The sequence below is a fragment of the Marinobacter sp. C2H3 genome (genome assembly GCF_037080155.1).
In the GTDB taxonomy this organism is placed as follows: domain Bacteria; phylum Pseudomonadota; class Gammaproteobacteria; order Pseudomonadales; family Oleiphilaceae; genus Marinobacter.
The window spans coordinates 568,603-580,976 of record NZ_JBBBNZ010000001.1 but is presented as its reverse complement, the minus strand read 5'-3'; the positions used below and the strand labels follow the sequence as shown (position 1 = coordinate 580,976).

The following is a 12,374-nucleotide window of genomic DNA, read 5'->3' as shown; positions in this document are numbered from 1 at the left end:
CAGCGGGCGCCGGGGCATACCTCTTTGGGTATAGAACGGCACTTATTGGCCGGCGCCTTGATCCAGCTCAATTTTTTGCGGGGGCATCACTTTGCACAATTGGCCAACAGACTCCGTGCCAGCGACCGGCACGCATCGACCACCAGGGAGCTCGGGCCATGGCCAAAAGCGCATACGACAGTGCAGTCACACCGACCCGGCGCAGGCTCAACGCCGATATTGAACACTGGGACGTGGAGAACGAGGCCTTCTGGGAGGCCGACGGCAAGCGCATCGCCAGCCGCAACCTGTGGATCTCCATTCCCAGCCTGCTGATGGGCTTTGCCATCTGGATGATGTGGGGCATGATCACCGCACAAATGCAGAACCTGGGCTTTCCGTTCTCGGTGGAGCAACTGTTCACCCTGAGCGCCATCGCCGGACTGTCCGGCGCCACCCTGCGCATTCCGGCCTCGTTCATGATCAAGATTGCCGGCGGCCGCAACACCATCTTTCTTACCACCGCTCTCCTGATGCTCCCGGCCCTGGGCACCGGCCTGGCGTTGATGACGCCGGATACGCCGTTCGTGGTGTTCCAGGGGCTGGCGCTGCTGTCCGGCATCGGCGGCGGCAATTTTGCCTGCTCCATGAGCAACATCAGCGGGTTCTATCCCCGCAGCAAGCAGGGCTACGGCCTGGGCATGAACGCGGGGCTCGGCAACTTTGGCGTCACCACCATGCAGATCCTGATTCCCCTGGTGATGACCGCCGGCGTGTTCGGCGCTCTGGCAGGTGACCCGCTGGCATTGCAAAGCCCCAGCGGCACGCTGATTGGCCGCATCGACGCTGGCACCGACACCTGGATACAGAACGCCGGTTTTATCTGGCTGGTGTTCCTGGTGCCCCTGGCCTTCGCCGGCTGGTTCGGCATGAACAACCTGAGACTGGTGACCCCCAATCCCGGGCGCCCCGTGACCGCGTTCGGCAAGATCCTGGGCCTCTACGGGGTCGGCCTGCTGACCTCCGTGGCCGGAGTCTGGGCGCTCTCGGTGATGAGCCAGTGGCTGGCGCTGCCGCTGACCATCGCCCTCACCCTGGGCTTGCTGCGGCTGATCCCCGGTGACATCCGCCCCAACATCCGCAACCAGTTTGCGATCTTCCGCAACCGCCACACCTGGGCCATGACCATCCTGTACATTCTGACCTTCGGCTCGTTCATCGGGTTCTCTGCCGCCCTCCCCCTGTCCATCAGCATCATCTTCGGGCACCTGAACGAAGCCGGCGCCGACGGCACCCTGGTGCGTGTGGCCAACCCGAACGCCCCCAGCGCCCTCACCTGGGCCTGGATGGGGCCGTTCGTCGGCGCCCTGATCCGCCCGGTCGGCGGCTGGATTGCCGATCAGATGGGCGGCGCCATCGTCACCCAACTCATTTCCGCCGTGATGGTGGTGGCGTCCGTGGCCACCGGCTATGTGATGATGCTGGCCTACAATGCGCCGGACCCGACCGGCTACTTCGCCCTCTTCCTGATCCTGTTCATCGTCCTGTTCGCCGCCAGCGGCATCGGCAACGGCTCCACCTTCCGCAGTATCGGAGTGATCTTCGACGCCCAGCAGAAAGGCCCGGTGCTCGGCTGGACCTCCGCCGTGGCCGCCTATGGGGCTTTTATCGCGCCCCGGGTGATGGGCGAGCAAATCCAGGCGGGTACGCCGGAACTGGCGATGTACGGCTTCGCCGTGTTCTATGCGGTCTGCATGGGGGTCAATTACGGGTTTTACCTGAGGCGGGGGGCCGCTATCCGCAACCCCTAGGACAAACCAACAGGAGCCGATCTCCGTGAAACCGCGATACCCCGTATTTGCCTACCCGTTTCGGGCCTTCTTCCTGTCCCTCGCAGCCCTGGCCGTGCTGGCCATACCGGCGTGGGTGCTGGCGGTCACCGGCCAGTGGTCGCTGCCCCTGGCTCTGCCGGGCCTGTTCTGGCACCAGCACGAAATGCTGTTCGGCGTGCTGTCCGCCGCCATCGCCGGCTTCCTGCTTACCGCCGTGTGCGTGTGGACCCAGACCAACCGGCTGCACGGTTTCCCGCTGTTCGGGCTCTGGCTCGTCTGGCTGGCCGGCCGCCTGGCGTTGGCGTTTGGCGGGCCGGGGTTCGCCGAGTGGGCGACAGCCATTAACCTGGCTTTCCTGCCCCTGGTGATGGCCGACGCCGGCTGGCGCGTTGTCCGCGCCCACCAGTGGCGGCAACTGCCCATCCTGCTGGTACTGGCCCTGCTGTGGCTGATGCAGGCGGGCTTCCTGCTGACTTTCGATACCCGCTACACCCAGGGGGCGCTGATCCTTGCCCTGGCCCTGATCGGCGTGATTGGCGGCCGGATCACACCCGCTTTCTCCGCGGGGTGGCTGCGCCAGCGGGGGCTGGATCCGGCCGGGGTGCGGGTGCACCCGAGGTTGGATATGGCCAGTCTGGTCAGCCTGCTGCTGGTGCTGGTGGCCACCCTCGCTCACCGGCCGGTGGCTCAGGCGGCGCTGGCTCTGGTGGCCGCCGCGCTGATGCTCACCCGACTTGCCGGCTGGCAGGGGTGGCGGGTGCGGGCCGAGCCGTTGCTGTGGATTCTGCATCTGTCCATGCTGTGGATTCCCGTGGCCCTGGTGCTTTTGGCCGGCACCGCCCTGGCCGGCTGGCCCGCCAGCGCCTGGAGCCACGCTGCCGGTACCGGCGCCATCGGCGCGATGATCCTCGGCGTGATGGCCCGGGTATCCCTGGGCCATACCGGCCGACCGCTGACGCTGCCCCCTGGCATGGTCACGGCGTTCGTCAGCCTTCATCTGGCCGCCTTGATTCGCGTGGCAACGGCCTTCGGGGCCCTGCCCTGGACACCGGGCGTTACCACCAGCGCGGTGCTCTGGTGCCTGGCCTTCGCCCTGTTCCTGCTGCGCTACAGCATTGTTCTGGTGTCGCCCCGGGTGGACGGCCGAGAGGGCTGATCCCGCCGCCCGATGGCGGACAATCATCCACTAAAGGTCAATAGCCCTGACACAAATACGCGGTAAAGTATGAGGAAATCATTCTGTAACCGAGACACAGGCATTATGAAACCTGATCATTTTGACAAAGACGACCTGATCCGGTGTGGTCACGGCAAACTGTTCCCCGGCGACATGCGTCTGCCCATCAACGAAATGCTGATGATCGACCGCGTCACCCACATCGCCGATGACGACGGCCTGTTCGGCAAGGGCAGCCTGGTGGCGGAGCTGGACATCAACCCGGACCTCTGGTTCTTTAAGGTACACTTTGTGGATGACCCGGTGATGCCGGGCTGCCTCGGCCTCGATGCCATGTGGCAACTGGTCGGGTTCTTTCTGGCCTGGGGAGGCGGCGAAGGCAAGGGCCGCGCACTGGGCGCCGGCGAAGTGAAATTCACCGGCCAGGTGCTGCCAACGGCCAAAAAGGTCACGTATCGCCTGGACCTGAAACGTGTGATCCGGCGGAAGCTGACCATGGCCATCGCCGACGGCCGAATGGAAGTGGATGGCCGGGAGATCTACACGGCCAAAGACCTGCGGGTGGGCATGTTCACCTCGACCGATGATTTTTAGGAGTTAACAGGATGCGTCGCGTTGTGATTACCGGCATGGGGATTGTCTCCAGCCTGGGCACCAACCAGAAAGAAGTCACCGACTCCCTCCGGCATTCCAAGTCCGGAATCGGCTTCAGTGAAGAAGCCCGGGACAACGGGCTGCGCAGCCACATCACCGGGCAGATCAACCTGAACCTGCCGGAGCTGATCGACCGCAAGATCTGGCGTTTCATGTGCCCGGCCTCCGGCTATACCTACCTGGCGATGCAGGAAGCCATCGAGCAGTCCGGCCTGAACGACCAGCACATCAAGGCGGACACCACCGGCCTGATCTTCGGCCAGGGCGGCGCCTCCACCCTGGAGCTGCTGGACTCCATCGATACGCACCGGAACAAGGGCATTCGCCGGGTTGGCCCCTACCGGGTGCCCCGCACCATGGGCAGCGCCATCAACGCGTCCCTGGCCACCGCCTACGGCATTCGCGGCATCAACTACGGCATTACCTCCGCCTGCGCCACCAGCGCCCACGCGATTGGCCACGCGGCGGACCTGATTGCCCTGGGCCGCCAAGACGTGATGTTTGCCGGCGGCGGTGAGGACATCCACTGGACGTTGAGCCTGATGTTCGACGCCATGGGCGCCCTCTCCACCAAGTACAACGACACCCCGGAGCTGGCCTCCCGCACCTACGATGCGGACCGGGACGGCTTCGTGATTTCCGGCGGCGGCGGTGTGCTGGTGCTGGAAGCCCTGGAGCATGCGGAGGCCCGCGGCGCCAACATCCTGGCGGAAATCGTCGGGTTTGGCGCCACCTCGGATGGCGCCGATATGGTGGCCCCGAGCGGTGAAGGCGCGGTGCGCTGTATGAAGCAGGCCATGAAAAATCTGGACGGCGACATCAGCTACGTGAACACCCACGGCACCAGCACGCCGGCCGGGGACATCACCGAACTGAAGGCACTCCGGGAAACCTTCGGCGACAGCATTCCGCCGGTCAGCTCCACCAAGCCCCTGTGCGGCCACGCCCTGGGCGCCGCCGGCGTGCACGAGGCCATCTACTGCCTGCTGATGCAGCGGGAGGGCTTTATCGCGCCGTCCGCCAACATCCAGAACCTGGACCCGGGCGCCGAAGGCTTCCCGATTGTCCGTGAGCGCATGGACAACCAGAACCTGGACCTGGTGATGAGCAACAGTTTCGGCTTCGGCGGCACCAACGCCACGCTGGTGTTCAAGAAGGTCTGATCGTTCAGGAGTATCGAAGGGCGCGGTATTCCGCCGGGGACTTGCCCATCCAGCGCTTGAACGCCCGGCTGAACGCGCTCAGCTCTGAGAAGCCAAGCTGCTCGGCGATTTCCACCAGCGGCTTGGTTTTGTCCTGCAGGTAGGTCAGCGCCTGCTTGCGACGCACGTCCTCCAGCAGCCGGGCAAAGGTAACCCCTTCCCGTCTCAGCTTCTTGTGCAGCGTGTACCGGCTCATGTGCAGCTGCGCCGCCACCGCCTCGACGCCCACCCGCCCGCGATCCAGCTGCGCGGCGATGAGCCCCCTTACACGGACGCCCAACGGCGCCCGGCCTGCAGCCCCGGCAGAATCGGTGGATCTCGGTGACGGTGCGTTGGACGGAAAGGACACGGCCAGACCTCGCTGATGGCGGTGAGCGTGCATAGAGAATGCACAGACAGGGCAGAGCGTACACATGTTCGCCGAGTGACTTCAAGCCATGCTCGTGGGAACCGATTGTCTCAACGCCCTGAGCGCTTGATCCGCAGACACCCGGACCGCGTAAGTTCGGGCACAGTTGGGCGAGACACCGAAGCCGGGAGTGGGTCCAGGCAGCGGCCTGGCCATCAACGGCGTTGCCTTAGTCTACCGCCCCCGGATTACGGTATAATCCGCACACGTCCGGCGAAATACCTGACTAATTTACTCTGGTATTGTATAATCGCTCACCAATAAGAGTCCCTGTTGCGCGAGCCCCAATCGCCAGCCTGCCGCACGAGTCCGGCAGGGCCAACAAGGGCCACGAGCCCACGATGAGAGAATGACGGAGCAGATCATGGCGACCACCGATAACGAGGTGAAAGAGCTGATCAAACGGGAATACGAGCACGGTTTCGTGACCGAAATCGAAGCCGATACGTTCGAGCCCGGCCTGAACGAAGACGTCATCGCCCGCCTCTCCGCGATCAAGAAAGAACCGGAGTGGATGCTGGAATGGCGCCTGAAAGCCTACCGTCGCTGGCTCGACATGCAGGAGCCCGACTGGGCCCACGTTGGCTATCCGAAAGTCGACTACAACTCGATTTCCTATTACTCCGCGCCCAAGCGCAGGGAAGACATGCCCCAGAGCCTCGACGAGGTCGATCCGGAGCTGTTGAAAACCTATGAAAAACTGGGCATTCCCCTGCATGAACGGGAAAAACTGGCGGGCGTGGCCGTCGACGCGGTGTTTGATTCCGTGTCCGTAGCCACCACCTTCAAAGAGCCGCTGGCCAAGGCCGGCGTGATCTTCTGTTCCATTTCCGAGGCCGTTCGCGACTATCCGGACCTGGTGAAGAAATACCTGGGTTCCGTGGTGCCCCACGGCGACAACTTCTTCGCCGGCCTGAACTCGGCGGTCTTTTCCGACGGTACCTTCGTGTATGTGCCCAAGGGCGTTCGCTGCCCGATGGAGCTGTCCACCTATTTCCGCATCAACGCCGCCAACACCGGCCAGTTCGAGCGCACGCTGATCATCGCCGATGAGGGCAGCTATGTGAGCTACCTGGAAGGCTGTACCGCACCCATGCGGGACGAGAACCAGCTGCACGCGGCGGTGGTCGAACTGGTGGCACTGGACGACGCCCAGATCAAGTACTCCACCGTGCAGAACTGGTACCCGGGGGACGAGAACGGCAAGGGTGGCATCTACAACTTCGTCACCAAACGCGGCGCCTGCATCGGCCGCAACTCCAAGATTTCATGGACCCAGGTGGAAACCGGCTCCGCCGTCACCTGGAAGTACCCCAGCTGCGTGTTGCGCGGTGACAACAGCGTCGGCGAGTTTTACTCCGTCGCCCTCACCCACAACTACCAGCAGGCGGACACCGGCACCAAGATGATCCATCTGGGCAAAAATACCCGGAGCACCATCATCTCCAAGGGCATTTCCGCTGGCAAAAGCTCCAACGCCTACCGGGGTCTGGTGAAGTTCGGCCCCGGTGCGGAGGGCGCGCGCAACTACACGCAGTGCGACTCCCTGCTGATCGGCGACCGCTGCGGCGCCCACACGTTTCCGTACATCGAGAGCCAGAACAAATCCGCCATCGTCGAGCACGAGGCCACCACCTCCAAGGTCAGCGACGAGCAGATGTTCCTGTGCCGCCAGCGCGGCATCGACCCGGAGCAGGCGGTCTCGATGATCGTGAACGGCTTCTGCAAAGAGGTGTTCAAGGAGCTGCCGATGGAATTTGCGGTTGAGGCGGGCAAGCTGCTTGAGGTCAGCCTCGAGGGGTCCGTGGGCTGACGCCAGCCCAGGCCATCAGGACGGCAAGCACCCAAGTATTGCGGAAGCCGTCGGGCGGGCCCTTTCGGGATCGTCGAAATCAGGGATGATTTTGTCGAGCGTACAGGGACGTATTCACAGCGTATCCCGGAAGGGCCCGCCCGACGGCTGACTCCCCCGAGCGAGGGGCGGGCAACAGAATTCAGACGGCTAAACGAGAGAGACGCAACACATGCTGAGCATCAAGAACCTGCACGCCTCGGTTGAGGGCAAAGAGATTCTCAAAGGCATCAACCTGGAGATCAAGGCCGGGGAAGTTCACGCCATCATGGGCCCGAACGGCTCCGGCAAGAGCACCCTTTCGCAGGTCCTGGCCGGCAACGATGCGTTTGAGGTCACCGAGGGTGAGATCACCCTGAATGGCGACAACCTGCTGGAACTGGAAACCGAAGAGCGGGCCCGGGAAGGCATCTTCCTGGCGTTCCAGTACCCGGTGGAGATTCCCGGCGTCAGCAACCTGCAGTTCCTGCGCACCGCGGTAAACGCCATGCGCAAGCACCACGGCCAGGACGAAATGAACGCGGCCGAGTTCATGAAGCTGGCCAAAGAGGTCTCCAAGCAGGTGGACCTGGACCCGGCCTTTCTCAAGCGCGGCGTCAACGAAGGCTTCTCCGGCGGCGAGAAAAAGCGCAACGAGATCATGCAGGCCTTGCTGCTGCAACCGAAGCTGGCGATCCTGGATGAAACCGACTCCGGCCTGGACATTGACGCCCTGAAGGTCGTCGCAGACGGCGTGAACGCCCTGCGCGCCCAGGACCGGGCGATCCTGATGGTCACCCACTACCAGCGGCTGCTGGACCACATCGTGCCGGATTACGTGCACGTGCTGGCGAACGGCCAGATCATCAAGTCCGGCGGCCGGGAGCTGGCCCTGGAGCTGGAAGAGAAAGGCTACGGCTGGCTGGGCATTCGCGATGAGAGCACCGCCGACAGCGGTGCCAACTGAGGAGATCGGAATGAAAGCAGCACCGACACTCCCTACCGCCTTCCTTCACGCCACCGGCCAGTCGCTGCCGGCGCCGCTTCTGGCCCTGCGCCAGGAAGCCGGCACCGCGCTGGTGGACATGCCGTTGCCGACCCGGAAAACCGAAAACTGGAAATATTCCAGCCGGCACCTGTCCCTCACCGACGGCATGGCCCTGTCCCTGCCTGCTGAAGGCAAGACCGGCACCAGCCTCGCCGTGCCCGGCTACAAGGTGGCGTTTCTGAATGGCGTCATGCTGCCCGAGGCGAGCGACTATCCGGACCTGAAGGGCATACACATCACCAGTTTCGACGACCTGTCCGAGGACGAGGCCCGGCGCCTGGCCGGCCAGCTCGACAGCACCCTGGACGCCAGCGCGGTGCAGATGTCCCGGCTGAATACCGCCCGTTTCGAGGACGGCCTGCTGATCCGTCTCGCGCCCGATGCGGTGCTGGACCAGCCGCTGTTTATCGTGCACGAGGTTTCCGCAGACGCCAGCGGCTCCGCGTTCCCGCGCATTTTCGTGGACGCCGGCCGGAACAGCCGCATCACCCTGGTGGAAGAGTACATTTCCCAGGGCGATGCGCCGGTGATGGTCAACACCGTCACCGAATTCCTGCTGGCCGACGGCGCCCAGGTCACCAGCGTGCGTCTGAATATGGAAGGCGAGGCGGTCCAGCACATCGGGGCCACCGGCGTGCGCCAGCAGCGCAGCTCCCGGTTCGAGAGCCACTGCGTCGGCTTCGGCGGCCACCTGCGTCGTCACGATTTGCGGGTTCGTCTCGAAGGCGAAGGCGCCGAGTGCTCTCTCAATGGCGTGGTGGTTACCCAGGGCAAGCAGCACTACGACAACCACACCAACATTGAGCACGTGGCACCCCACTGCACCAGCGACGAAACCTATCGCAACATCGCGGCGGACAAGTCCCACGCGGTGTTCAACGGGCGCATCCACATTCATCAGGACGCCCAGAAATCCAGTGCGGACATGAGCAACAAGAACCTGCTGCTGTCCACCGGCGCGGAAATCGACACCAAGCCGGAGCTGGAAATCTACGCCGACGACGTCAAGTGCGCTCACGGCGCCACCATCGGCCAGTTGGACAAGACATCGCTGTTCTATCTTGTGTCCCGGGGTATTGGCCGTCGCGAAGCCAACGTACTGCTGACCATGGCGTTCATCAACGAGCTGGTGGACCGCATCCCCGTGGGCAGCGTGCGGGACACCACGCAGGCGCGGCTCAACCAGTTCTTTGACCAGACGTTCGAGGAGGCCTGAGGGCCATGGCGAATTCGACCCAGACCGCACAACCGATGGCGCCGGCGCTGGACGTCGAGGCCATCCGAAGGGATTTCCCGATCCTGTCCCGGGAGGTGCACGGCAAGCCCCTGGTGTACCTGGATAACGGCGCCTCTGCCCAGAAGCCGATCGCCGTTCTGGACGCCATGGACCGCTACTACCGGACCATGCACTCGAACGTTCACCGGGGCGCCCACACCCTGGGGGACGAGGCCACCGGCGCGTTTGAAGGTGCCCGGGAGACCGTTCGCCGGTTCCTGAACGCCGGCAGCACCCGGGAAATCATCTGGACCCGGGGCACCACCGAGGCCATCAACCTGGTGGCCAACGGCCTGGCGTCGCGCCTGGCCGAAGGCGATGAAATTCTGGTGACCCGCATGGAGCACCACGCCAACATCGTGCCCTGGCAGATGCTGGCGGAACGCACCGGCGCCCGCGTTGTGCCAGTGGAGATCACCGAATCCGGCGAGCTGGACCTGGCCTCCTTCGACGCGGCCCTGACGGACCGGACCCGCATTCTGGCGCTGACACACGTGTCCAACGTGCTCGGTACCATCAACCCGGTGGCGGACCTGGTGGCCCGGGCCCGGGCGCGCGGCGTGATTACCCTGCTCGACGGCGCCCAGGCCGTGCCCCACTTCCGGCCGGACGTGCAGGCCCTGGGCTGCGATTTCTACGTGTTCTCATCCCACAAGCTGTTCGGCCCCACCGGCATTGGCGTGCTGTACGGCCGCGCCGAGCTGCTGGAGGCCATGCCGCCGTGGCAGGGTGGCGGCGAGATGATCGAGCGGGTCTCGTTCGAGCGCACCACCTGGAACGTGCTGCCCTACAAATTCGAAGCCGGCACCCCGGCCATCGCCGAGGCAATTGGCCTGGCCGCGGCCATCGATTATGTGGATAGCCTGGACCGGGCGGCCCTGGAAGCCGCCGAGCGGGCGCTTCTGGACCGCGCCAACCAGCTTGTCGAGACCGTACCGGGCATGAGCGTGATTGGCACCGCCCGCCAGAAAGTGCCGGTGATGTCCTTTAAAATCGATGGCCTGCACCCCAGTGATATTGGTACGTTGCTGGATCAGCAGGGCATTGCCATCCGCACCGGCCACCATTGCGCCATGCCGCTGATGGATCTCTACGGAGTACCCGGTACAGCCCGGGCCTCATTCGCGTTCTACAATACGCTGGAAGAAGTGGACCGGCTGTTTGCCGGCCTGCAGAAGATCCAGCGCCTGTTTGCCTGAGGGAGGTGGAATCATGACAGCCGAAGTCTTCACCCCGGACGCCTCGATCACCGTCACCATGACGCCGAGCGCCGTGCGCCATGTGCGCCGCCAGCTCGACAGGACCCCGGGCGCCCTGGGCATCCGCCTGGCCATCAAGAAAAGCGGCTGCTCCGGCTTCAAGTACGAAACCCAGTGGGTACAAGCCGCCGAAGCCGACGACCGGGTGTTTCACATTGACGGCGTGGACGTGTACATCCGCGAGCCGCACCTGCCCATGGTCAACGGCATCGAGATCGACTTTGTCACCGAAGGCGTGAACCAGCTGTTCCGCTTCCGCAACCCGAACGCCACCGCCGAATGCGGCTGCGGGGAAAGCTTTACCGTGGCGTGAGCCCGGGGCCAGCGGCGCCGGGCATGGGGTCAGATGTAAGAAGCCTGGGGTCAGATGAACGCTTTCAACTGACCCCGACATTACGCGGGCATCAGGCAAACAGGGGTCAGATGAGTTTCATCTGACCCCAACGAAATCTGACCCCAACGCCACCCACATCAACGAAGACGACGAGACCAGGCATGCAAGAACGTGAAGTTGTCCTGACCAAACGCGAGGTGGAAGCCCGGCTGGTGCCCTCCGGAACCGAGATCATGATTCCGGCGGACACCTTCGTGACCATCACCCAGGCCCTGGGCGGCACGTTCACGGTCGCGGTCAACGGCAACCTGGCCCGTGTGGAAGGCCACGATGCCGACGCCCTCGGCAAGCAGCCCCTGGAAAGCAGCTTCGAAACTCCGGCGGACGGTACCGTCAACGAAAACCAGGTCTGGGAAGCCCTGCGCAACTGCTACGATCCGGAGATTCCGGTGAACGTGGTGGACCTGGGGCTGATCTACGACTGCCGCATTGAAAACGGCGGTGAGGACGGCAACCACATCTTCGTGCTGATGACCCTCACCGCCGCCGGCTGCGGCATGGGCCCGGTGATTACCGAGGATGTGCGCCGCAAGCTGGAGCACGTGCCCAACGTCGACAAGGTGACCGTGGAGCTGACCTTTGATCCGCCCTGGAGCAATGACATGCTCACCGACGAAGCCAAACTTGAATTGGGTATGCTGTAAGCTTGGGGAGCGTCCGGATCTGGGGTCAGATGAAATTTCATCTGACCCCGAAGATACAGACAGGGGTCAGATGAAACTCATCTGACCCCGACCGACTGGAGCCCTGGGGTCAGATGAGATTTCATCTGACCCCGATTTACCGATGTTCATCGGCCCCCGACGTAACGATCAGACCGAAGGCCACTCGACCGATATGACCGCCACCACAGACACCTTCCTGAACAATCCCCTGGGCACGTCCACCACCCTGGAAGACGTGCTGGACGCGTTCGAATTCCTGGACGACTGGGAAGAGCGCTACGCCTACATCATCGACCTGGGCAAGCAGTTGCCGGCGTTTCCGGACGAGGCGCGGGTGGAAGGGAACTACGTGCACGGCTGCCAGAGCCAGGTCTGGCTGATTCACCAGTACGATGAGGCCAGCGGCCGGCTGTACCTGCTGATTGATTCGGACGCCATGATCGTGCGGGGTCTGGCCGCCATCATTCTGGTGGCCCTGAACGGTCGTACGCCCCGGGACCTGCTGAGCACCGATATCGACGAATTGTTCGAGCGGTTGGACCTGTTCCGCCATATCTCCCCGACCCGGGGCAATGGCCTGCGGGCCATGGTGGGCAAGATCCGTGACATCGCTGCCGCGCAGGTGGCGGCGAGCTGATCCGGACGGCC

At 63.8% G+C, this 12,374-nt stretch carries 12 protein-coding genes; 11 read left to right on the top strand and 1 reads right to left on the bottom strand.

The window, feature by feature from the left end; translation table 11 throughout:
• The first annotated feature begins 158 nt into the window (after positions 1-158).
• The 4 genes from V3388_RS02570 (at position 159) to fabB (ending at position 4,805) form a co-directional block, all read left to right on the top strand.
• Positions 159-1,790, top strand: a complete 1,632-nt coding sequence (locus V3388_RS02570; RefSeq protein WP_336365950.1) for an antiporter — start codon at positions 159-161, stop codon at positions 1,788-1,790.
• Positions 1,791-1,815: 25 nt separating this feature from the next.
• Positions 1,816-2,967 (top strand): NnrS family protein, encoded by a 1,152-nt coding sequence (locus tag V3388_RS02565; protein ID WP_336365949.1) that lies wholly within the window; start codon positions 1,816-1,818, stop codon positions 2,965-2,967.
• 105 nt (positions 2,968-3,072) lie between these two features.
• Entirely contained in the window at positions 3,073-3,582 is a 510-nt protein-coding gene (gene fabA, locus V3388_RS02560; RefSeq protein ID WP_336365948.1) for a bifunctional 3-hydroxydecanoyl-ACP dehydratase/trans-2-decenoyl-ACP isomerase, read from the top strand.
• 11 nt (positions 3,583-3,593) lie between these two features.
• Entirely contained in the window at positions 3,594-4,805 is a 1,212-nt protein-coding gene (gene fabB, locus V3388_RS02555; protein WP_336365947.1) for a beta-ketoacyl-ACP synthase I, read from the top strand.
• 4 nt (positions 4,806-4,809) lie between these two features.
• Here the strand turns inward: fabB and V3388_RS02550 are convergent, their stop codons facing one another.
• Positions 4,810-5,124, bottom strand: coding sequence for a helix-turn-helix transcriptional regulator (locus V3388_RS02550; protein WP_336365946.1), 315 nt, complete (start codon positions 5,122-5,124; stop codon positions 4,810-4,812).
• 493 nt (positions 5,125-5,617) lie between these two features.
• On the opposite strand from V3388_RS02550, the gene sufB reads away from it, so the two are divergent.
• The 7 genes from sufB (at position 5,618) to V3388_RS02515 (ending at position 12,363) form a co-directional block, all read left to right on the top strand.
• Positions 5,618-7,066 carry a Fe-S cluster assembly protein SufB gene (sufB, locus tag V3388_RS02545; RefSeq protein WP_336365945.1) on the top strand — a complete coding sequence of 483 codons (1,449 nt, stop codon included), beginning with the start codon at positions 5,618-5,620 and terminating at the stop codon, positions 7,064-7,066.
• Positions 7,067-7,277: 211 nt separating this feature from the next.
• Positions 7,278-8,051 (top strand): Fe-S cluster assembly ATPase SufC, encoded by a 774-nt coding sequence (gene sufC, locus V3388_RS02540; protein WP_336365944.1) that lies wholly within the window; start codon positions 7,278-7,280, stop codon positions 8,049-8,051.
• Between the two features lie 10 nt (positions 8,052-8,061).
• Positions 8,062-9,348, top strand: a complete 1,287-nt coding sequence (sufD, locus tag V3388_RS02535) for a Fe-S cluster assembly protein SufD (RefSeq protein WP_336365943.1) — start codon at positions 8,062-8,064, stop codon at positions 9,346-9,348.
• Between the two features lie 5 nt (positions 9,349-9,353).
• Entirely contained in the window at positions 9,354-10,607 is a 1,254-nt protein-coding gene (locus tag V3388_RS02530; RefSeq protein WP_442915599.1) for an aminotransferase class V-fold PLP-dependent enzyme, read from the top strand.
• A gap of 13 nt (positions 10,608-10,620) precedes the next feature.
• On the top strand, positions 10,621-10,980 hold the full coding sequence (locus V3388_RS02525) for a HesB/IscA family protein (RefSeq protein ID WP_336365942.1): 360 nt from the start codon (positions 10,621-10,623) through the stop codon (positions 10,978-10,980).
• Positions 10,981-11,162: 182 nt separating this feature from the next.
• Positions 11,163-11,705, top strand: a complete 543-nt coding sequence (gene sufT / locus V3388_RS02520) for a putative Fe-S cluster assembly protein SufT (RefSeq protein WP_336365941.1) — start codon at positions 11,163-11,165, stop codon at positions 11,703-11,705.
• A gap of 193 nt (positions 11,706-11,898) precedes the next feature.
• Entirely contained in the window at positions 11,899-12,363 is a 465-nt protein-coding gene (locus V3388_RS02515) for a SufE family protein (RefSeq protein ID WP_336365940.1), read from the top strand.
• Positions 12,364-12,374 lie beyond the last annotated feature (11 nt).

Excerpts from the sequence above, each read along its gene's own strand:
- V3388_RS02530 (WP_442915599.1), top strand. The coding sequence starts at position 9,354 with ATGGCGAATTCGACCCAGACCGCACAACCGATGGCGCCGGCGCTGGAC.
- sufD (WP_336365943.1), top strand. The coding sequence starts at position 8,062 with ATGAAAGCAGCACCGACACTCCCTACCGCCTTCCTTCACGCCACCGGC.
- fabB (WP_336365947.1), top strand. The coding sequence starts at position 3,594 with ATGCGTCGCGTTGTGATTACCGGCATGGGGATTGTCTCCAGCCTGGGC.
- V3388_RS02570 (WP_336365950.1), top strand. The coding sequence starts at position 159 with ATGGCCAAAAGCGCATACGACAGTGCAGTCACACCGACCCGGCGCAGG.
- sufC (WP_336365944.1), top strand. The coding sequence starts at position 7,278 with ATGCTGAGCATCAAGAACCTGCACGCCTCGGTTGAGGGCAAAGAGATT.
- sufT (WP_336365941.1), top strand. The coding sequence starts at position 11,163 with ATGCAAGAACGTGAAGTTGTCCTGACCAAACGCGAGGTGGAAGCCCGG.
- V3388_RS02525 (WP_336365942.1), top strand. The coding sequence starts at position 10,621 with ATGACAGCCGAAGTCTTCACCCCGGACGCCTCGATCACCGTCACCATG.
- fabA (WP_336365948.1), top strand. The coding sequence starts at position 3,073 with ATGAAACCTGATCATTTTGACAAAGACGACCTGATCCGGTGTGGTCAC.
- sufB (WP_336365945.1), top strand. The coding sequence starts at position 5,618 with ATGGCGACCACCGATAACGAGGTGAAAGAGCTGATCAAACGGGAATAC.
- V3388_RS02515 (WP_336365940.1), top strand. The coding sequence starts at position 11,899 with ATGACCGCCACCACAGACACCTTCCTGAACAATCCCCTGGGCACGTCC.